General features: G+C 69.8%; 18 protein-coding genes and 3 pseudogenes. 7 read left to right on the top strand and 14 right to left on the bottom strand.

Translation table 11 applies throughout. The annotated features are described in order from the left end of the window. Positions 1-44: 44 nt before the first annotated feature. From V8F63_RS05065 to rdgB, 7 genes and pseudogenes are all read right to left on the bottom strand, one after another. A pseudogene (locus V8F63_RS05065) lies at positions 45-1,653 on the bottom strand (YifB family Mg chelatase-like AAA ATPase). 91 nt (positions 1,654-1,744) lie between these two features. Next, positions 1,745-2,694 (bottom strand): annotated as a pseudogene (gene gshB, locus V8F63_RS05060) (glutathione synthase). Positions 2,695-2,816: 122 nt separating this feature from the next. Continuing rightward, positions 2,817-3,629 carry a transglutaminase family protein gene (locus V8F63_RS05055; protein WP_392354686.1) on the bottom strand — a complete coding sequence of 271 codons (813 nt, stop codon included), beginning with the start codon at positions 3,627-3,629 and terminating at the stop codon, positions 2,817-2,819. Continuing rightward, on the bottom strand, positions 3,626-4,069 hold the full coding sequence (locus V8F63_RS05050) for a YraN family protein (protein WP_392354685.1): 444 nt from the start codon (positions 4,067-4,069) through the stop codon (positions 3,626-3,628). The genes V8F63_RS05055 and V8F63_RS05050 overlap by 4 nt, the downstream gene beginning before the upstream one ends. Next, positions 4,066-4,938: a 16S rRNA (cytidine(1402)-2'-O)-methyltransferase gene (gene rsmI / locus V8F63_RS05045; protein WP_392354684.1), complete on the bottom strand. Its 873-nt coding sequence runs from the start codon at positions 4,936-4,938 to the stop codon at positions 4,066-4,068. The genes V8F63_RS05050 and rsmI overlap by 4 nt, the downstream gene beginning before the upstream one ends. A 33-nt stretch (positions 4,939-4,971) precedes the next feature. After that, positions 4,972-6,039 (bottom strand): radical SAM family heme chaperone HemW, encoded by a 1,068-nt coding sequence (hemW, locus tag V8F63_RS05040; RefSeq protein WP_392354683.1) that lies wholly within the window; start codon positions 6,037-6,039, stop codon positions 4,972-4,974. A gap of 219 nt (positions 6,040-6,258) precedes the next feature. After that, a complete protein-coding gene (rdgB, locus tag V8F63_RS05035) occupies positions 6,259-6,861 on the bottom strand; it encodes an RdgB/HAM1 family non-canonical purine NTP pyrophosphatase (protein WP_392354682.1) in 603 nt (200 codons plus the stop codon). 440 nt (positions 6,862-7,301) lie between these two features. On the opposite strand from rdgB, the gene V8F63_RS05030 reads away from it, so the two are divergent. From V8F63_RS05030 to V8F63_RS05015, 4 genes are read left to right on the top strand one after another with little or no spacing between them, the layout of a single operon-like run. After that, entirely contained in the window at positions 7,302-7,913 is a 612-nt protein-coding gene (locus V8F63_RS05030; protein WP_392354681.1) for a DUF2975 domain-containing protein, read from the top strand. A 24-nt stretch (positions 7,914-7,937) separates the two neighbouring features. Further along, positions 7,938-8,171, top strand: coding sequence for a helix-turn-helix transcriptional regulator (locus V8F63_RS05025; protein ID WP_024354407.1), 234 nt, complete (start codon positions 7,938-7,940; stop codon positions 8,169-8,171). A gap of 2 nt (positions 8,172-8,173) precedes the next feature. Next, positions 8,174-8,536 carry a hypothetical protein gene (locus tag V8F63_RS05020; protein WP_392354680.1) on the top strand — a complete coding sequence of 121 codons (363 nt, stop codon included), beginning with the start codon at positions 8,174-8,176 and terminating at the stop codon, positions 8,534-8,536. Then, positions 8,533-8,820, top strand: a complete 288-nt coding sequence (locus tag V8F63_RS05015) for a Smr/MutS family protein (protein WP_392355036.1) — start codon at positions 8,533-8,535, stop codon at positions 8,818-8,820. The genes V8F63_RS05020 and V8F63_RS05015 overlap by 4 nt, the downstream gene beginning before the upstream one ends. Here the strand turns inward: V8F63_RS05015 and V8F63_RS05010 are convergent. After that, positions 8,817-9,392 (bottom strand): heme exporter protein CcmB, encoded by a 576-nt coding sequence (locus tag V8F63_RS05010; RefSeq protein WP_392354679.1) that lies wholly within the window; start codon positions 9,390-9,392, stop codon positions 8,817-8,819. The genes V8F63_RS05015 and V8F63_RS05010 overlap by 4 nt on opposite strands. A gap of 84 nt (positions 9,393-9,476) precedes the next feature. Continuing rightward, positions 9,477-10,097: a heme ABC exporter ATP-binding protein CcmA gene (gene ccmA, locus V8F63_RS05005; protein ID WP_392354678.1), complete on the bottom strand. Its 621-nt coding sequence runs from the start codon at positions 10,095-10,097 to the stop codon at positions 9,477-9,479. Between the two features lie 185 nt (positions 10,098-10,282). On the opposite strand from ccmA, the gene acnA reads away from it, so the two are divergent. Then, positions 10,283-12,988, top strand: a complete 2,706-nt coding sequence (gene acnA / locus V8F63_RS05000) for an aconitate hydratase AcnA (protein WP_392354677.1) — start codon at positions 10,283-10,285, stop codon at positions 12,986-12,988. 244 nt (positions 12,989-13,232) lie between these two features. Here acnA and V8F63_RS04995 read toward each other — a convergent pair. After that, positions 13,233-14,125, bottom strand: a pseudogene (locus tag V8F63_RS04995) (hydrogen peroxide-inducible genes activator). Positions 14,126-14,366: 241 nt separating this feature from the next. Between V8F63_RS04995 and V8F63_RS04990 the strand changes: the two are divergent. Beyond that, the gene (locus tag V8F63_RS04990) at positions 14,367-14,921 is read left to right on the top strand and encodes a peroxiredoxin (RefSeq protein ID WP_253111594.1); all 555 of its coding nucleotides are present in this window, start codon (positions 14,367-14,369) and stop codon (positions 14,919-14,921) included. A gap of 250 nt (positions 14,922-15,171) precedes the next feature. Then, complete coding sequence (locus V8F63_RS04985; RefSeq protein WP_134581979.1) at positions 15,172-15,705, top strand: carboxymuconolactone decarboxylase family protein; 534 nt, start codon at positions 15,172-15,174, stop codon at positions 15,703-15,705. A gap of 78 nt (positions 15,706-15,783) precedes the next feature. Here the strand turns inward: V8F63_RS04985 and V8F63_RS04980 are convergent, their stop codons facing one another. From V8F63_RS04980 to V8F63_RS04965, 4 genes are all read right to left on the bottom strand, one after another. Then, positions 15,784-16,200, bottom strand: a complete 417-nt coding sequence (locus V8F63_RS04980) for a helix-turn-helix domain-containing protein (protein WP_392354676.1) — start codon at positions 16,198-16,200, stop codon at positions 15,784-15,786. 100 nt (positions 16,201-16,300) lie between these two features. Beyond that, complete coding sequence (lnt, locus tag V8F63_RS04975) at positions 16,301-17,890, bottom strand: apolipoprotein N-acyltransferase (protein WP_392354675.1); 1,590 nt, start codon at positions 17,888-17,890, stop codon at positions 16,301-16,303. Then, entirely contained in the window at positions 17,887-18,357 is a 471-nt protein-coding gene (gene ybeY / locus V8F63_RS04970; protein ID WP_392354674.1) for an rRNA maturation RNase YbeY, read from the bottom strand. The genes lnt and ybeY overlap by 4 nt, the downstream gene beginning before the upstream one ends. Then, positions 18,357-19,376 (bottom strand): PhoH family protein, encoded by a 1,020-nt coding sequence (locus V8F63_RS04965; RefSeq protein WP_025976465.1) that lies wholly within the window; start codon positions 19,374-19,376, stop codon positions 18,357-18,359. The genes ybeY and V8F63_RS04965 overlap by 1 nt, the downstream gene beginning before the upstream one ends. Between the last annotated feature and the right edge of the window lie 78 nt (positions 19,377-19,454).

The raw sequence follows: 19,454 nt of genomic DNA, 5'->3' as shown, positions 1-19,454 counted from the left end.
TTGCGGCGGGTTTGTCCCATAAGGCCACGCTAGGCCTGCCGGGGTTAATTCAACACGAACGGCCTCGGCCCGTCTGCGCCTTCCTTTACGGGAAACAGGCCGCGTCGGCTGACCTGACGGTCGAAATCCTCATGGGCGCCGACGGTGCTGCGTCGGTACATCAGGGCCTCGGCCACATGGCGGCGCAGCACCCCGTCCGCGCCGTCCAGATCGGCGATGGTGCGGGCCAGGCGCAGGGTGCGGGTCCAGCCGCGCGCCGTCAGCCCCCGCCTCCCCCGCCTTCATCAGCAGAGCGCGACCAGCCTGGTCCGGGGCGGCGAACCGTTCCAGCGCCTCGCCCGACGCCCGGGCGTTGAGGGCCTGCATCCCCGTCAACCCGGCCTCGGCCTGACGGGCCTCCTGCATCTGCATGGCGGCGAAGACCCGGGCGGCGGCTTCGGCCGTGCCCTCGGCCGGAGGCGGCAGGATCATGTCGGCGGTAGTGACCGGCGGCGTCTCGACCGTCAGGTCGATGCGGTCGAACATCGGGCCGGAAATACGGTTCTGATAGTCCCTTTGACAGCGCGGAGCCTTGCCGCAGGCGCCCCTTCCCGGTCCGCCCACGCCGCAGCGGCAAGGGTTCATCGCCGCCACCAGCTGGAAGCGCGCGGGATAGCGCACATGGGCGTTGGCCCGCGCCACCACGATCTCGCCGGTCTCCAGCGGTTGACGCAGGCTGTCGAGCGCCTGGGCCGAATATTCCGGCAGTTCGTCAAGGAACAGCACGCCGTTGTGCGCCAGCGACGCCTCGCCCGGCTTGGCCTTGTGCCCGCCTCCCGTCAGGGCGGCCATCGAGGCCGAATGATGCGGCGCGCGGAACGGTCGTTCGCGCGTCAGGGCGCCGCGCTCGATCAGCCCCGCCACCGACCAGACCATTGAGGTCTCCAGCCGTTCGATCGGCGTCAGCGGCGGCAACAGGCCCGGCAGGCGCGCCGCCATCATCGACTTGCCCGAACCCGGCGGACCGACGAACAGCAGATTGTGGCCCCCGGCGGCGGCGATCTCCAGCGCCCGTTTGGCGCCCTCCTGTCCCTTGACCTCGCGCAGGTCGGGCACGGCGCGCCCCTCCACCACCGGCCCCGGCTGGGGCGGGCGCAGCACCTGGGTCCCGCGAAAATGATTGATCAGGCCGATCAGGGAACGCGGCGCCAGCAGCCGCACATCCCCCGCCCAGGCCGCCTCCGGCCCGTTCGCCTCCGGGCAGATCAGGCCCAGCCCCATGCCGTTGACCGCCATGGCCGCAGGCAGGGTCCCGCCGACGCCTGCGATCTGGCCGTCCAGCCCCAGTTCTCCGACCGCCGCCCAGCCGTCCAACGCGTCTGGCCCGATCACGCCCATCGAAGCCAGCACGGCCAGGGCGATGGGCAGATCGAAATGGCTGCCCTCCTTGGGCAGGTCGGCGGGGGCCAGATTGGCGATCACCTTCTTGGCGGGCAGAGCCAGGCCGATGCCGGCGAAGGCGCCGCGCACCCGTTCGCGGCTTTCGGCCACCGCCTTGTCCGGCAGGCCGACGATGGCGAAGGCCCCGGCGGGCGAGCCGACCTGCTGCACCTCGACGTCGACCCGGCGCGCATCGACGCCGTCGAACGCCACCGTCACCACTCGAGCCGCCATCGTGTTCTCTCCTCAGTAAAGAGAACAAATCACGAACTCAAGCAAACTGCAAGAGCGCCGTTCGATCAGGCGCGCGGGCGGCTTTCAGCCGTCAGGCGGCCGCCGCCTTCCGCTGCTCGATGACCGCCCACATCCGCTCGGTGGCGTCGATCCCGGCGAAGTTCAGCAGTTGCTGTGCGCCGGTGGGCGAGGTCACATTGATCTCGGTCAGATAGTCGCCGATCACGTCGATGCCGACGAAGATCAGGCCGCGTTCCTTCAGATAGGGGCCGATGGCGGCGCAGATCTCCAGGTCGCGCGGGGTCAGCTCGACCGGCGCCGCCGTGCCGCCGACGCGCAGGTTGGAGCGCACCTGATCCTTCGCCGGAATACGGTTGATGGCGCCGACCGGCTCGCCGTCGATCAGGATGATGCGCTTGTCGCCCGCCGCGACGGCGGGGATGAATTTCTGGATCACCAAAGGATCGCGCGACCCGGCCGCGTGGATCTCGATCAGGGCCTCCAGGTTCGGATCATCCGCCTTCAGCCGCACCACGCCCGAGCCGGCCGCGCCATGCAGGGGCTTCAGCACCACATCGCCATGACGGCGGTGGAAGTCGACCAGGGCTTCGGGGTCGGACGACACCAGGGTCGGCGGCTGCAGGCCGGGAAACAGGGTGGCGATCAGCTTCTCGGCGCCGAGCGCACCTCGGCCGGATCATTGACCACCAGGGTCTTGGGATGCACCCGCTCCAGCAGATAGGTGGCGGTGACATAGGCCATGTCGAACGGCGGGTCCTGCCGCATCAGGATGACGTCCACGTCCGTTTCCAGATCCAGCCGTTGTTCGGGGCCGAAGTCGGCGTGGTCGCCCTGCTTGCGCTGCACCGTCACCGGGCGGGCGCGGCAGAACAGGCGGCCGTCCTCCAAAGCCAGGGTGCGGAAATCGTAGACCCACAGCTTGTGGCCGCGCGCCTGCCCGGTCAGGGCCATCAGGAAGGTGGTGTCCGACTCGACGTTGACCGCCTCGAGCGGGTCCATCTGGATGGCGACCTTGAGCATGGGGTGTCCTTCTTGGTGGGGCGCTATCGCTCGCGCCGCGGGCGCTCGCTAAATGAGCGCCCGAACAAGGACGCCGCTGAGCGTTACTTGAGGCCGCGACAGCTCGGCTGCAAGGCCGCGCTTCAGTTCAACTGCAACCGCATCCGGTCCAGCCGGACGTCGCAGGCGACGAGAGCCTCGCCCAGGGTGCGGGCGCGGGCCAGGGCGTGCATGGCGCCGGTCAGGGCGCCCTGCTTCTCTCGGGCGGCGGCGACGTCCAGCCAGGGGCGGTGATCCTCCGGGTCCAGCAGGGCGCGGCGCAGGGCCGAGCGCTCGGCGCCTTCGTAATCTCGGGCCTGAAGCGCGCGGTTGAACAGGATGTTCTGCAGGCGGATCAGGGCCTGACGCTCGCTGACCGGCGCCATCAGCAAGTCCAGCCGGTCGGCCACGTGCGGCGTCAGCCCCGCCAGAAGGGCGCGGCGCGTCAGCTCTGACGGCAGCACCAGACGTCCCTGGCTGAACGGGTCCAGCGCCACCGGCCCCTCGGGCGTTTCGACCCGCAGCAGGACGTGGCCGGGAAAGTCCACCGGCGCCGCGCTCAGTCCGGCTCGTCGCGCCGCGTCCAGATAGAAGATGACCAGCACCGCCGACAGGCCGCGGCGCCGCTCGGCCACGTCGATCACGTCCGTATTGGCCGGATGGTCGTAGTTCAGCAGGTCGCCGTTCAGCCGCAGGTCGCCGGCAAGCGCCTCGGTCAGGGCCTCATCGGGGCTCTCCTGAGCCGCCCGCTCCTTCAGCCGCTGGGCGGCGTGGTCGGCCAGGATGCGCACGCCGTCGGCGTCGCGGAACGGATAGTCGTGGATGGCGCAGGCGATGGCGCAATCCAGCAGGGGAAAGGCCTCGTCCGGCCCCTCGCCCGCCTGCGCCAGCACCGCCTCTGCTTCCTCGCGCGTCAAGGCCGATCCGCTCCCCTGGAGATCACGCCGCGAAGATGACGCGGAAAGCGTCCGGGGGCCAGCGTCACCATGTCGATTCTCAGGTCCAGCCCCGCAAGGGCCGGCCGTCCCCGAGCCGCCGCCTCGGCCGCACGGATCAGACGCTGGTGCTGGTCCGGCCCCAGGGCCAGCGCCGCCGCCTCCAGCGTGGCGCGGCGTTTGACCTCGACGGCGGCCAGAACCCGCCCGCGCCGGGCCAGGATGTCGATCTCGCCGCCCCGTCCCTTCAGGCGAAAGGCCAGCACCTGATAGCCCTTGAGCATCAGCCACAGGGCGGCGATCCACTCGGCGTCATGGCCCTGACGATGCGCCCGTCCGCCGACCGCCCTGCGCCAGCCCGCCTTGGGCCGCTTGGGCGGCGGCTGCGGGCGCGACAGGCGAGAGGGCGGGGCCGGGCTCACCGCGCCTTCAGCTCCAGCGCCCGCTTGTACAGCGGCTTGCGCGGCAGGTTCAGGGCCTTGGACACCTCGGCCGCCGCCTCGCCGGGCGGCAGGCGGGTGAGGGCTTCGGACAGGGCCGCGTCGGCGTCGGCGGCGCTGGCGACCTCGGCCTCGCCGGGGCCGACCACCACCACGATCTCGCCCTTGGGCGCGTCCAGACGCGGATCGGCGGCCAGCTCAGCCAGCGTGCCCCGCACGCATTCCTCATAAAGCTTGGTCAGTTCGCGAGCCACCGCAGCGGGGCGCGGCCCCAGCACCTGCGCCATATCGGTCAGGCTGTCCCTCAGACGCGGACCGCTTTCAAAGAAGACCAGCGTCTGACGGCCCGTGCGCAACTCCTCCAGCGCCGTGCGGCGCGCGCCCGACTTGGGCGGCAGGAACCCCGCGAACAGGATCCGGTCGGCAGGCAGGCCGGCGATGCACAGCGCCGCCAGCAGGCTGGACGGGCCCGGCACGGGATGGACCGGCAGGCCCTCGGCCACCGCCGCGCGCGCCACCACATAGCCGGGGTCGGACACCAGAGGCGTGCCCGCGTCCGACACCAGGACCACCACCTCGCCCGCCCTCAACCGCTCGACGGCGATCTCGGCGGCGCGGGCCGAGGCGTGGTCGTCGCAGCGCTCCAGCTTGGCCTTCAGCCCATAGGCGGTCAGCAGCTTGGCCGTGACCCGGGTGTCCTCGGCCAGCACCAGATCGGCCGCCGCGAGCACGTCCAGCGCCCTCAGCGTCATGTCGCGCAGGTTGCCGATCGGCGTCGCCACCAGATAAAGGCCCGGCGAAACGGGGCGCGCGGGCGGGGCGGTCGGCGGGAAAAGCGGGGCGTCGGACATCGGCCGGACCCTGCCAGTCCAGCGCGGCGCGGTCTAGGTCAGCAACGCCTTCAGCACGGCGTCCAGCAGCGGCCGTCCCGTGGCCGTGGCGGCGATGCGCCCGTCCTTCAGAGCGACGAAGCCGTCGGCCAGCAGGTCGCCCAACTTCCCGTCATCCGCTGACAGGCCCAGCCGCTGCAGCAGGGACAGGGGCACGCCTTCAATGGTGCGCAGGCCCAGCAGCACCCGCTCCTCGTCGGCGTCGCGGGGCTCCAGAACCTCGCGCTCGGCCCAGGGCGAGCCGGCGGCGACGCCCTGCACATAGTCGCCGATGCGGCGGTGCGCGACGGTGGCGATCCGGCCCTCCGCCAGCGTTATCCGGCCGTGGGCGCCGGGGCCGAGGCCGAGGTAATCCCCGCCGCGCCAGACGTGCAGATTGTGGCTGGAGCGAGCGGCGACGTCGCGGGCGTGGTTGGACACCTCATAGGCCTCGAACCCGGCCGCTTCGAGCGTCCCTTGCGTGGCCTCGTACAGTTCGGCGGCCAGATCCTCGTGGGGCGGCGACCAGGCCCCGCGCGCCACGGCCCGCCCGAACGCCGTCGTCCCCTCGATGGTCAGTTGGTAAGGCGAGACGTGCTCGAACCCCAGATCGAGCGCGGTGGACAGTTCGGCCTGCCAGTCGGCGACGCTCTGTCCCGGCCGGGCGTAGATCAGGTCGATCGACAGGCGCGAGAAGGCCCGTCCCGCCAGAGCGATGGCCCGACGCGCCTCGTCGGCGGAATGGTCGCGGCCGAGGAACTTCAGCGCCGCATCGTCGAACGACTGCACCCCCATCGACAGCCGGTTGATCCCCGCCTGCGCCAGGGCGGCGTAGCGCCCGGCCTCGGCGTCGGTCGGATTGGCCTCAAGGCTGACCTCTATGGCGCCCGTCGGCGGAAACAGGGCGCGGGCGCGCTCGACCACCGCCGCCACGGCGTCCGGCGGCATCAGCGACGGCGTGCCTCCGCCGAAGAAGATCGAGGCCAAGGCGCGCGGACCGACCCGCGCCGCCTGCGCCTCTAGGTCGTCAAGAATGGCCTGCGCCAGCCCCGCCTGCTCCTCGGTCCGCCCCCGGTCGCGCACGACGTTGAAGTCGCAATAGGGGCAGATGCGGGCGCAGTAAGGCCAGTGGACGTAGAGGGCGATGGAACCCTTCTCCCCTCGGGGAGAAGGTGGGCGGCAGAGCCGCTCGGATGAGGGGCGGGTTGAGCATGACAGGCTTTCGTAATGTCAGGAGCCGACGGCCCCCTCATCCGTCGTGCTGCGCACGCCGCCTTCTCCCCAAGGGGAGAAGGACCACGGTCAATCAATCAGCGCCGCCTTGAGTTTGTCGAAGGCCCGGCCGCGATGGCTGACGGCGTCCTTCTCGGCGGCGTCCATCTCGGCGAAGGTCTTGTCCGAGCCTTCCGGCTGGAAGACGGGGTCGTAGCCGTGGCCGCCGTCGCCCCGCGGCGGGAAGACCAGCTGGCCGTCGACCCGGCCCTCGACCACCACGCAGGGCCCGTCCGGCCAGGCCACCGCCAGGGCCGAGGTGAACCAGGCCGAGCGGTCGCGCGAACCGGTCTCCTCCAGCCGCTGCTCGACCTTGCGCATGGCCAGGGCGAAGTCCTTGTCCGGCCCGGCCCAGCGCGCCGAATAGATGCCGGGCGCCCCGTCCAGAGCCGCGACGGACAGGCCGGAATCATCGGCCAGGGCGACCTCGCCCGAGGCCTGGGCCGCATGGCGCGCCTTCAGCATGGCGTTGCCGGCGAAGGTGCTCTCGGTCTCGTCCGGCTCGGGCAGATTCAGCTCTCCGGCCGTGACGATCCGGTAATGTCCGTCCAGCAGCGCTTCGATCTCGCGCGCCTTGCCGGGATTGTGGGTGGCGGCGACGAGCCGCATCCCCTTGATGAGCTTGAGATTCATGGCGCGACCTTACTCCCGTCGAATCCATTGCGAAATGGTAACATCGTTAAACGATATGTAAGTTGGCTTTCATCCGGGCATGACCTATCTTCATTATCAAGAACGGAGGCCGCACCGTTCAAATGCGAGAAACAAATCGCAACAACGATCCAGCGGCGCAGCATAAATGCACAAAAAATGTGCTTTGATGGAGAGACCGATATGCAAGCCATGCGAAAGACCAACATGATGGACCGTCTGGCCCACAGCCTGGGCAACGCCTTCCTGCTGGCCGCCCTGCCGGCCGCAGCGATCGCCCTGATCGTTCAGAGCTTCTGATCCTGTCGGGTTGGAGGGGACTTTGACGATCGCCATGAACGCCGCGAAGAATAACGCCGCGCGCGGGTCGGCCGGACCCGCCGCGGCGACCGCGCCTCTTCCCCCGGCCTGAGACGCCGCCCATGCGCTTCCCGAATCTGAACCCCGCCGGGAAGTCGAAGCCGCGCCGTCGGCGCAACCCCAATCTGCTCACGCCCAATCTGCGCACCCTCGGCCCCGGCTCGATCGCCAGCGTGCTGAAGATCGCCCTGGACGTCGCCTATGTGGTGATGATCCTCGTCACCGGCCTGCTGCTGCTGCTTTGGGTCGCCTCCATCTTCATTCCGCTCGACAATCTGAACGTCACGGTGTCGGACGGAGCGGACGGCCGCGAGATGCCGTTGTCGCGCCCGCTGCTGCTGTTCGGCCTGGGCGCCCTGACCGCCTATTTCAGCGGCTTCCTGCTGATCCTGCGTTATCTGCGCAAGATTTTCCGCACCCTGACCCTTGGCGATCCGTTCCAGCCGCACAACGTCCGCCGCCTGCGCCAGATCGGCCTGATCCTGGCCGTCGTCACCGGCGGCGTCTGGATCGTTCAGGGTCTGGTCGCCGCGCGTCTGGCGCCCGGCGTGATGGAGCCGCAGGGGATCAGCGACCTGCTCACCCCCGTCTTCTCGGTCCTGGTCGTCTTCGTCCTGGCCGAGGTGTTCCGCGAGGGCGCGCGCCTTCGTCGCGAATCCGAACTGACGATCTGACCGGGACACGCTAAAGCTCACCACATGGCCATCCGCGTCCAACTTGACCGCATCCTCGCCCAGCGCCGCATGTCGCTGACGGAGCTCGCCGACCGCGTCGGCGTGACCGTCGCCAACCTGTCCATCCTCAAGACGGGCAAGGCGCGGGCCGTGCGCTTCACCACCCTGGACGCCCTGTGTCGCGAGCTGGACTGCCAGCCCGGCGACCTGCTGGCCCATGAGCCCGGTCCGCCGGACGCCGTCGACGACGAGGACTGAGCGTGGCCCGCCGCGGCCCGCCGGCCGCCAGCACCGACGCCGCCCCTGACGCCGCCCCTGACGCCGACGACAAACGCCTGTGGGCGCGGGTCGCCAGCACCGTCACCCCGCCCATGCGGCGCAAGGCCGCCCGCGTCACGCCCGGGGCCGTCGTCCCGCCTGAAGCCGAGCTTGAGGCGGCGGCGCCGCCCGTCGCGCGCGGCGCCGCCGGCAAGAAGCGCACCGCCGCCCTCACCCCCGCCTCGGCCGGGCGCTCGACGACCCCGGCCTCGGTGCCCCGCGCCTCCAACGCCGCGCCGCCCCGGCCCGCCCCCGCGCCCAGCCAACGCCCGAAGAGCTTGAGCCCGGCCGCAAGCGCCGCCTGACCCGCGAACGCGATCCGATCGAGGCGCGCATCGACCTGCACGGCTTCGGCCGCTTCGAAGCCGAAGACCAGCTGCGCGGCTTCCTCATCAGCTGCCAGATGCGCGGCTTGCGCTCGGTCCTGGTGATCACCGGCCAGGGCCGCCGCGGCGGCGGGATCATCCGCGCCTCGGTGCATGAATGGCTGACCGGGCCTTATCTGCGCGGCGTCGTGTCCGGCTTCGCCCCCGCTCACCGCCGCCACGGCGGCGACGGGGCGCTGTATGTGACGCTGAAGGGGCGCTAGCCCTGCGCGTTCCTCACCGCCGCCGCGCCCGCGATCGGCGCGATCACCAGGGCGAACAGCACGTAGGCGCCCAACAGGGCCAGCGCCGAGGCCGGGCTCTGACCGCTGGCGGCGCGGGTCAGGGCGCCCGCCCCGAACACCACCGGCGGGATGAACAGCGGCAGCACCACCACGGCGATCAGCAGGCCGCCGCGCCTTGCGCCCAGCGCCAGCGCCGCGCCGAGCGCGCCCGTAAAGGCGAAGCCCAGCCCGCCCAGCGCCGCCGAGGCGCCGGTCAGACCGATCAGTTCCGGCGGCTGGCCCAGCGCCAGGGCCGCCACCGGCGCCGCGACCGCCAGCGGCAGACCCGTGGCCAGCCACTGCGCCAGCGCCTTGATCCCCACCGTCGCCTCCAGCGGCAGGGGGCCGGTCGCCAGCAGGTCCAGCGCCCCGTCTTCCAGGTCCCGCTCGAACATCCGCTCCAGCGACAGCAGCGACGCCAGCGCCAGCGCCATCCAGCTGGCTCCCGAAGCGGCGGGCGCCAGAACACGCGGATCGCCCCCGCCGCCAGCGGCAAAATGGCCGTCAGACACAACAGAAAACCGCAGGCCAGCAATGGCCCCCGCCGCCGCCCCAGGCCAGCGACAGCTCGCGCGCGAACAGGGCGCGGGCGGCTTTCACCGCACGCCCCCTAAATCCAGCGACCGCCCCGCGACCGGCAGCGGATCATGCACGGCGGCCAGGATCATGCCCCCGCCCGCCAGATGCTCGGCCATCAGTTCGGCGGCCACGCTGCGCCAGGCCTCGTCCAGCGGCGCCAGCGGCTCGTCCAGCAGCCACAGGGCGCGCGGGGCGGCGACCAGACGCGCCAGCGACAGCCGCCGCCTCTGCCCCGCCGACAGCTTGCGCGTCTCCAGATCCAGCAAGGGCGCCAGTTTCAGCCGCGCGACGGCCGCGTCCATCGCCTCGGCCGACCCGCCCAGCCATTCAACCTGAAACCCCAGCTCCTGCCGCGCCGTGCGCTGAGGCTTCAAACCCTCGTGATGGCCCAGCAGATGCAGCGCCGAACGCCGCGCGCCCTCGGCCTCCATCTCGCCCTCGGCGTCATGAAAAACGATCGCCCCCGCATCCGGGCGGATGAAGCCCGCCACCGCGCGCAGCAGGCTGGTCTTGCCCGCCCCATTGGCCCCCGTCAGGGCCGCCGCCTCGCCCGCCGACAGGCTGAAACTCAGGCCATGGAACAGCCGCCGCTCGCCCCGCGACAGGCTCAGGGCCTCGATGTCGAGCCGGGTCAGCACTTGCGAATCTCTCTCAATGTCCACGTCCGGGGTGTGGATACATGGACGGCCCACGCGCGCGGGACTATATGCGCAAGCGCCGCAGCAGGCTTTCGCCGCGCGCGCCGGGGACCTGTGCGCCCCGACGTCCAGCGCGCGAAGGCGCAACCGATTGTCGGGCGGCGTTTGCCAGAGGACTACTCTCCATGCCGTCGATCGACAGCCTCAAAACCCGCCAGGACCTCGCGGTCGGGCGCAAGAAATACGCCTATTACAGCCTTCCCGCCGCCGAGGAAGCCGGTCTGGCCGGGATTTCCCGCCTGCCGCGCTCGATGAAGGTGCTGCTGGAGAACCTGCTGCGCAACGAAGACGGCGTCTCGGTCACCGAGGACGACCTGAAGGCCGTCGCCGCCTGGATCGAGAACAAGGGCGCCGTCGAGCACGAGATCGCCTTCCGTCCGGCCCGCGTGCTGATGCAGGACTTCACCGGCGTTCCGGCCGTCGTCGACCTGGCCGCCATGCGCGACGCGATGGACAAGCTCGGCGCCGACGCCAAGAAGATCAACCCGCTGGTCCCCGTCGATCTGGTCATCGACCACTCGGTCATGGTCGATCATTTCGGCAACGCCGCCGCCTTCGGCCAGAACGTCGAGCGCGAGTATGAGCGCAACATCGAGCGCTACAACTTCCTGCGCTGGGGCTCGTCAGCCTTCAACAACTTCCGCGTCGTGCCGCCGGGCACCGGCATCTGCCACCAGGTCAACCTGGAGCACCTGGCCCAGACCGTCTGGACCGCCGAGGAAGGCCGCAAGACCGTCGCCTATCCCGACACCGTCGTCGGCACCGACAGCCACACCACCATGATCAACGGCCTGGCCGTCCTGGGCTGGGGCGTCGGCGGCATCGAGGCCGAGGCCGCCATGCTGGGCCAGCCGATCCCGATGCTGATCCCCGAAGTCGTCGGCTTCAAGCTGACCGGCAAGCTGCCGGAAGGCGCGACGGCCACCGACCTGGTGCTGACCGTCACCCAGATGCTGCGCAAGAAGGGCGTGGTCGGCAAGTTCGTGGAATTCTTCGGTCCCGCCATCGCCGGCATGACCATCGAGGACCAGGCCACCATCGCCAACATGGCCCCGGAGTACGGCGCCACCTGCGGCTTCTTCCCGGTCTCTCAGGCCACCATCGACTATCTGACGGCCACCGGCCGCGAGAAGGCGCGCGTCGCCCTGGTCGAAGCCTACGCCAAGGCTCAAGGGTTGTGGATCGACGAGACCTCGGAAGACCCGATCTTCACCGACGTGCTGGAGCTGGACATCTCGACGGTCGTGCCGTCGCTGGCCGGTCCCAAGCGTCCGCAGGACCGCGTCGAGCTGACCAGCGCCGCTCCGGCCTTCGCCACGGCCCTGACCGACGTCTTCTCGCGCCCGGCCGACGCCCCGCGCGTCGCGGTCGAGGGTGAAAAGTTCGACCTGGGCGACGGCGACGTGGTCATCGCCGCCATCACCTCGTGCACCAACACCTCCAACCCGTCAGTGCTGATCGCCGCCGGCCTGGTGGCGCGCAAGGCCAATGCGCTCGGCCTCAAGCCCAAGCCCTGGGTCAAGACCTCGCTGGCCCCCGGCTCGCAGGTCGTCACCGACTATCTGACCGACGCCGGCCTGCAGAAGGACCTGGACGCCCTGGGCTTCAACCTGGTGGGCTACGGCTGCACCACCTGCATCGGCAACTCGGGTCCGCTGGACCCGGCCGTGTCCAAGGCGATCAACGACAACGGCCTGGTGGCCACCTCGGTTCTGTCGGGCAACCGCAACTTCGAGGGCCGGGTGAACCCGGACGTCCAGGCCAACTACTTGGCCTCGCCGCCGCTGGTGGTGGCCTACGCCCTGGCCGGCTCCATGCATATCGACATCACCAAGGAGCCGATCGGCCAGGACAAGAAGGGCAATGACGTCTTCCTGAAGGACGTGTGGCCGACCTCGGAAGAGATCGCCGCCATCCAGAAGAAGTCGGTCACGCCCAAGATGTTCGCCAAGCGCTACGCCGACGTCTTCAAGGGCGACGAGCACTGGCAGGCCATCCAGGTCGCCGGCGGCCAGACCTACGAGTGGCAGGACACCTCCACCTACGTCCAGAACCCGCCCTACTTCGAAGGCCTGTCGATGGAGCCGACCCCGGTCAGCGACATCGTCGAGGCGCGCATCCTGGGCATCTTCGGCGACTCGATCACCACCGACCACATCTCTCCGGCCGGTTCGATCAAGAAGGCCTCGCCGGCGGGTCAGTACCTGACCAACCACGGCGTCGACGCCCTGGACTTCAACAGCTACGGCGCCCGCCGCGGCAACCACGAAGTCATGATGCGCGGCACCTTCGCCAACATCCGCATCCGTAACAAGATCACCCCGGACATCGAGGGCGGCGTCACCAAGCACTTCCCCTCGGAAGACACGATGTCGATCTACGACGCGGCCATGCGCTACCAGTCGGAAGGCCGTCCGCTGGTCGTCTTCGCCGGCAAGGAATACGGCACCGGCTCGTCGCGCGACTGGGCGGCCAAGGGCACCCGCCTGCTGGGCGTCCGCGCCGTCATCGCCGAAAGCTATGAGCGCATCCACCGCTCAAACCTGGTCGGCATGGGCGTCGTCCCGCTGCAGTTCAAGGAAGACGGCTGGCAGAAGCTGGGCCTGACGGGCGAAGAGATCGTCACCATCCGCGGCCTGACCGACGCCAACGCCGGCAAGCTGAAGCCGCGTCAGGACCTGTGGGTCGAGCTGTTCCGTCCGTCGGACGGCAAGATGGCCCGCTTCCCGGTCCGCTGCCGCATCGATAACCAGACCGAGCTGGACTACTTCAAGGCCGGCGGCGTCATGCCCTACGTGCTGCGCAACCTGGCGCGCGGCGACGAGAAGTAAGCGGTCTCAAGCAGCGCGAAAGCGCGTTAGACCAACCAGAATGAAGGCCGGCGGAGCGATCCGCCGGCCTTTTCTTTGGGCCCGCAAACCCCTCCCGGCCGTCATCCTCGGGCTTGACCCGAGGATCGAGCGCAGCGGGGCGCTCGCCCTTGCCTAGGCTGCGCAGGCGGACACCCCGGTCCTCGGGTCAAGCCCGAGGATGACGGCGGAATGGTCGAAGGCGGCGCCTCGCCGCTCGCCCGCCTCAGTCCAGTTTCAGCGCCTCGGCCAGCAGGCGCGCCTCGGCCGCGCGGCTGGAGCCGGCGCGCCAGGCGACCACGATCTCGCGATGCGGCGCGTCTTCGGAAATGGGCCTAACGACGACGCCCGGACTATCGGCCAGGCCCGCCTTCACCGCCATCTGCGGCAGGAAGCTGACGCCCAGTCCCGAGGACACCATCTGCACCAGCGTATGCAGGGAGGTGGCGGCGAAGACGTCCTCGCCGCGCGGCGCCTCGATATTGACGGCCGCCAGGGCCTGATCGCGCAGGCAGTGTCCGTCTTCCAGCAGGATCAGGTCGTCGGCCTTCAGCATTCCCTCCGGGATCGGCCCGGCGCCCGCCAGCGGATGGCCGACGGGGGCGGCGGCCAGGATCTCGTCGTCGCCGATATGGGCGTGGTCGATCCCCGGCGCGTCGTAAGGCAGGGCGATGACGGCGGCATCCAGTTGGCCCGCCTTCAGTCCGGCGATCAGGCGCGGCGTCAGGTCTTCGCGGATGAACAGGCGCAGGCCCGGATACAGGGTCTTCAGCCCCGGCAGAGTGCGCGGCAGCAGGAAGGGCGCCACCGTCGGGATGATCCCCAGGCGAAACCGGCCCGACAGCGGCTTGCCCGCGTTCTGGGCCGCCTCGACCAGGTCCTCGGCGCGCGCCAGCACGTCCTCGGCCCGGCGCACCGCCTCGGCCCCCACAGCGGTCAGGATCACCGCCCCCGCGTGCGCTCGACCACCGCGGCGCCCAAGACGCGCTCCAGCTCCTGCACCCCCGACGAGAGGGCGGGCTGGCTGACATGGGCGGCCTCGGCGGCGCGGCTGAACGAGCCGTGCTCGGCCAGGAGCTTCAGATATTGCAACTGGCGCAAGGTGGGCAGGACGGACATGGGTCACGCTGGTGGTTGGGGAGGCGGCTCCAGACATAGGCGTCGCCTATGCCGAAATCAAAAGTCATCGATCGTTTTTATGGAGACGACGGCGGAGCGCGCGCACCATAAAACAAATCTATCCGCATGAGCAAAATGATCGATTTGACTTAAGCAGCGCCAAGGCCCATCTCATGGCCTCGACGGTTCGCCCTCCCCGGCGAGCCGACGGTCAATATCATTCGTCTCTAGGAGAAGCGCGATGCTCGGCGTCGGTCAAAAACTGCCTGATTTCAAAATTATCGGTGTGAAGCCGGGCTTCAACAGCCACGAAGAAAACGGCGCCTCGGCGTTCGAGCCGATCACCCAGGACAGCTTCGAAGGCAAGTGGAAGGTCATCTTCTTCTACCCGAAGGACTTCACCTTCGTCTGCCCGACCGAAATCGCCGCCTTCGCCAAGCTGGGGAAGGACTTCGAGGACCGCGACACCGTGGTTCTGGGCGGCTCGACCGACAATGAGTTCACCAAGCTGGCCTGGCGCCGCGACCACGCCGACCTGAACAAGCTGCCGATCTGGCAGTTCGCCGACAACGGCGGCAAGCTGGCCCGCGCCCTGGGCGTGCTGGACGAAGAAGAAGGCGTGGCCCTGCGCGCGACCTTCGTCGTCGACCCGCACAACGTCGTCCAGCACGTCTATGTCACCAACCTGAACGTCGGCCGTTCGCCGGAAGACACGCTTCGCGTCGTCGACGCCCTGCAGACCGACGAACTGTGCGCCTGCAACCGCCCGGTCGGCGGCGACACCCTGGCCGCCTAAACACCGGCCCAAAGGTCGACAACGACCAGGCCCGGACCGCGTGAGTAGGGTCCGGGCCGCCCCTCGACAGAGGCGGCGGCGGGCGACTGTCGCCGCCTTTGTTAGTTTTAGGGCGCTATCGTCCTTCGGACTGCTTGAGCGCGTTTGGAGCGCTATCGTCCCTCGGCTTGAGCGCCCCTTCACGCCATTTGCGGCTCAAGCAGCAAGCGACCGCGTCGCGCGCGATAGCCGCTTCCTGAAAGGAACCAAAATGTCCATCGACGCCCTGCGCGATCTGATCCCGGCCTATGGCAAGGACATCTCGCTGAACCTGTCCTCGCTCGCCAATGAGACCGTGCTGAACGACCAGCAGAAGTGGGGCTGCTTCCTGGCCTCGGCCCACGCCATCGGCGTCGGCCCCGTGGTGAAACTGATCGAGGCCCACGCCGCGACCGTTCTGTCGCCCGAGGCGATGAACGCCGCCAAGGCCGCCGCCGCCATCATGGGCATGAACAACATCTACTATCGGTCGCTGCACCTGATGAAAAATCAGGAATACACCACCCTGCCGGCCAAGCTGCGCATGAACGTCATCGGCAATCCCGGCGTCGACAAGCTGGACTTCGAGCTGTGGTCCACCGCCGTGTCGGCCATCAACGGCTGCGGCGCCTGCATGGACGCCCACGAAGGCGAACTGCGCAAGCACGGCACGCCGAACGTCCAGATCCAGGCCGCCCTGCGCATCGGCGCCGTGGTCCACGCCGCCAGCCGGATCATCGCCTCGGAGACGGCGCTGCGCGCCTGATCCCGGTCGGCAGCCCATACGAGAAAGGCGCGGATCGTTTTCCGCGCCTTTTTCTTGGCCGCCCCTCCCCAGAGGCGCTCAGTCGGCGTCGGCGGCCTCTTCGACCAGCTCGCGCATCAGGTCGACCACCAGCTTCTGCTGACGCGACGACAGGCGCGGCGCCAGCCGCCCGATCTCGATCGTCTGACGCGTGGCGGGAAAGTCATGCACGAACGGCTCGGCCTCGTCCTCGGCCATGCCCGGCTGAGCGGCCTTGGTCAGGCCCTCGAAGAAATAGCCGATATCCACGCCGAAGAAGCGGGCGATGTCCCACAGTTTGGACGCCGAGATGCGGTTGGCGCCCTTTTCATACTTCTGCACCTGCTGGAAGGTGACCCCCAGCGCCTGACCCAGATCGGTCTGATTATAGCCCAGGGCGATGCGCTTCTCGCACACGCGCCGCCCGACATGCCGGTCCACCAGATGGGGACCCTCCGTCCCCGAACGCCTGATCATCTCCAGCCCCTTCCCGGTTGTACTGGTATCCACATGCCGCGCGCCCTCTCCCCTGTCATGCGCTTTCGCGTCACAGGGCGCCGCCGGCATCTTATCATGCTTAACGATCCGCTCCCGCATTTCCGGCGCGACGACGCCCCGCCGTCAGCATGATCATCATCAGGACGGCAAACCCCAGATCGCCCCAGCGACCATAGAGGGTCGGCGGCGCCGGCTGCGGCAGACGCACGTCGATGATCCCCGCCTGGCCTGGGTCCAGTCGCCGCCCCTCGACGATCCGCCCCCACGGATCAATCATGGCCGATACGCCCGTGGGCGTCGCCCGCGCCACCGGCAGGCCCGTCTCCAGCGCCCGATAGGAGGCCAGGTTCAGGTGCTGGCGCGGCCCCGACGTCTTGCCGAACCAGGCGTCGTTGGAGACGTTGACGATCCACGCCGGGCGCGTCGCCGCCGTCGCCGGGGTGAAGCCAGGATACAGGGCCTCGTAACAGATCAACGGCTGCACGCTCGGAGCGTTGGCCAGGCTGATCGGCGCGGGCGTCGGCCCGGCGCTGAAGTCGGCCGGCACATGCACCAGGCTGCGCACGCCGATCCGGCCCATCAGATCGCCCAGCGGCAGGTATTCGCCGAACGGCACCAGCCGGTGCTTGTCGTAGATCGGGCCGATGCGCAGCCCCGCCGCCCCTTCGTCGTGCAGGGCGAACAGGCTGTTGTAATAGCGGGCGCCGGTTTCAGCGCGCGGGTCCGGCTCGGCTCGGCTCAGCCCCGCCAGCAGGGTCTGTCCGGTCTGCAGCGCCGCCGCCACCGCCTGGGCGTCCGACGAAGAGAACAGGTCGTTGGCCGTAGTCGGCAGGGCGCCCTCGGGCCAGATCACCACGTCGGGCAGGGCCTCGGCCGGGCGCGCGGTCAGCTCCAGATAGCGGCCCAGGATGGCGTGATAGGCCTCAGGGCTCCACTTGTAGTCCTGCGGAATATCGGCCTGAACCAGACGCACCACGGTCGGCGTCTCGACCGCCTGCGCCGAGGACAGGCGCGCGGCCCCGAAGGCGAACAGACCGCCCAGCGTCAGCATGCCCAGCCCCGCCGCGATCAGGCGCGGACGACGCGGCCCGGCGTCGCCCAGCGTCGCCAAGGCGCTGACCGACGCCACCGTGATCAAGCCCAGCCCGTAGACCCCGACGACCGAGGCGAACTGCGACATCGCCGATCCGGCCGCCCAGCCGGCGCCCGCTGGATTCCACGGAAAGCCGGTCAGCACATGGCCACGCGTCCACTCCAGCAGGGCGAACAGGGCGGCGAACAGCAGGACGCGCCGCGCTCCGGCCGGACGGATCCAGCGATAGGCCATCGTCGCCAGCCCCCAGAACAGCCCCATGCCCGCCGGCAGCAGGCTGGCCGCAAACGGCGCCATCCACGCCTGGGCCGGATTGACCAGAAAAGCCTCGGCCACCCACCAGCAGCCGATGAAGAAATAGGCGAAGCCCGCCAGCCAGCCGACCCAGAAACCGCCCTTCATGCCGCCTGCCCGATCGGCCAGCAGCAACAGCAGCGGATAACCCAGCAGACCGGGCAGGACGCCGAACGGCGGGTGGACCAAGGCGGCGCCCGCCCCGGCCAGAAGCGCCAAGGCGATCCGGCCCCAGCGGTTGTCCATCAGGCCCATGAAGCGGGCGGCGAGCGCCCCGCTCATGCGGCGCCCTCATGCTCGGCCGCGCCATTCTCCGCAGCATAGGGGTCGGCGACGCCCAGTTCGGCCAGGATCTCGCGCTCCTCGGCCTCCATCTCCTCGGCCTCGGCGTCGTCGTCGTGGTCGCGGCCCAGCAGGTGCAGGACGCCGTGGACGACTAGATGGCTCAGGTGGTCCGACAGGGCCTTGCCCTGCGCCGTCGCCTCGGCCGCGCAATAGGCATAGCCCAGCACCACGTCGCCCAGATGGGGAAAGGCGCTCTCGGCCGCCGGGAAGGACAGCACGTTCGTCGGCCAGTCCTTGTCGCGGAACCGCGCGTTCAGATCCTGCACCGCCGCGTCGTCGGCCAGCAGCACCACGACATCGCCCTCGACCGTTCCCAAGGCCGCCGCTGCGGCGCGCTCGACGATCGCCGCCGCCTCGGGCAAAGCCTGCGTCCAGCCGTCGCTGTCGATCTCGACCTCGATCATCAGGCGTCGTCCTCAAGGTCCGGGAAGGGGCGGCTGCGCGCCGCGTCGCTGTCATAGGCGCGCACGATGCGCTCGACCATGGCGTGGCGCACCACGTCCTCGGACTTGAACTGCTGCACGCCGACGCCCTCCACGTCCTTGAGGATGCGCAGGGCGTGGGCCAGGCCGGAATCGCGCGGGTTCAGCAGATCGACCTGTGACGGGTCGCCCGTCACCACCATGCGCGCCCCCTCGCCCAGGCGGGTCAGCACCATCTTCATCTGCATGCGCGAGGTGTTCTGCGCCTCATCGACGATGATGAAGGCGTGGCTCAGCGTCCGGCCGCGCATGAAGGCGATGGGGGCGGCTTCGATCTCGCCCTTCTCGCGGCGACGGCGCACGTCGTCGACGCCCAGGATGTCGTTCAGCGACTCCCAGATCGGCGCCAGATAGGGGTCGACCTTCTCGTTCAGGTCGCCCGGCAGGAAGCCCAGCTTCTCGCCCGCCTCGACCGCCGGGCGGGTGATGACCAGCCGGTCCACCTGCCCTCGCTTCAGCAGGGAGGCGCCGTAAGCCGCCGCCAGGAAGGTCTTGCCCGTGCCCGCCGGACCGACGCCGAACGTCAGTTCGCAGCGGCCCAGCATCTCCAGATAGCGCGCCTGCGACGCCGTCTTGGGGGCGATGGCGCCACGACGGCCCACCGGCAGGGCCGCGCCTTCCGGCACGCTTCGTCCCATGCTGCGACCTTGGCTGCGGCCCGCCGGTTCGGCCCGCGGCTGGGTGACGGCGGCGCCCAGGGCGGTGCGCACGTCGGCCTCGGTGATCTCGGCGCCCGCCTCGGCGCGGGTCGACAAGGCCTCGATCACCCGGCGCGCCTGCGCTCGGTCCCGCGTCGAGCCGTTGATCGACACCCCGCCGCCCGGCGTCTCGACCAGCACCTTGAAGGCGTCCTCGATCAGGGCCAGGTGGCGGCTCTGCGGCCCGATCACGGCGCGCAACGCCGCATCGCTGAGGGACAGGAACTCGGACTCGCGCGCCATGAGGCCTCCTTGTTGGGTCCCCTATCGCCTCGCACGCGGTGCGAGGCTGCTTGGGGGATTGTGAGTGTCCCTAACGCC

The organism is Brevundimonas sp. LF-1 (assembly GCF_037055305.1).
GTDB lineage: Bacteria > Pseudomonadota > Alphaproteobacteria > Caulobacterales > Caulobacteraceae > Brevundimonas > Brevundimonas sanguinis.
Note: the sequence above shows the minus strand (reverse complement) of the source record. Positions and strands in the feature narration are given on the sequence as shown.

Excerpts from the sequence above, each read along its gene's own strand:
- V8F63_RS04980 (WP_392354676.1), bottom strand. The coding sequence starts at position 16,200 with ATGATCAGGCGTTCGGGGACGGAGGGTCCCCATCTGGTGGACCGGCAT.
- V8F63_RS04990 (WP_253111594.1), top strand. The coding sequence starts at position 14,367 with ATGCTCGGCGTCGGTCAAAAACTGCCTGATTTCAAAATTATCGGTGTG.
- V8F63_RS05025 (WP_024354407.1), top strand. The coding sequence starts at position 7,938 with ATGGCCATCCGCGTCCAACTTGACCGCATCCTCGCCCAGCGCCGCATG.
- rsmI (WP_392354684.1), bottom strand. The coding sequence starts at position 4,938 with ATGTCCGACGCCCCGCTTTTCCCGCCGACCGCCCCGCCCGCGCGCCCC.
- V8F63_RS05030 (WP_392354681.1), top strand. The coding sequence starts at position 7,302 with ATGCGCTTCCCGAATCTGAACCCCGCCGGGAAGTCGAAGCCGCGCCGT.
- acnA (WP_392354677.1), top strand. The coding sequence starts at position 10,283 with ATGCCGTCGATCGACAGCCTCAAAACCCGCCAGGACCTCGCGGTCGGG.
- lnt (WP_392354675.1), bottom strand. The coding sequence starts at position 17,890 with ATGAGCGGGGCGCTCGCCGCCCGCTTCATGGGCCTGATGGACAACCGC.
- V8F63_RS04965 (WP_025976465.1), bottom strand. The coding sequence starts at position 19,376 with ATGGCGCGCGAGTCCGAGTTCCTGTCCCTCAGCGATGCGGCGTTGCGC.
- rdgB (WP_392354682.1), bottom strand. The coding sequence starts at position 6,861 with ATGAATCTCAAGCTCATCAAGGGGATGCGGCTCGTCGCCGCCACCCAC.
- V8F63_RS04985 (WP_134581979.1), top strand. The coding sequence starts at position 15,172 with ATGTCCATCGACGCCCTGCGCGATCTGATCCCGGCCTATGGCAAGGAC.
- ybeY (WP_392354674.1), bottom strand. The coding sequence starts at position 18,357 with ATGATCGAGGTCGAGATCGACAGCGACGGCTGGACGCAGGCTTTGCCC.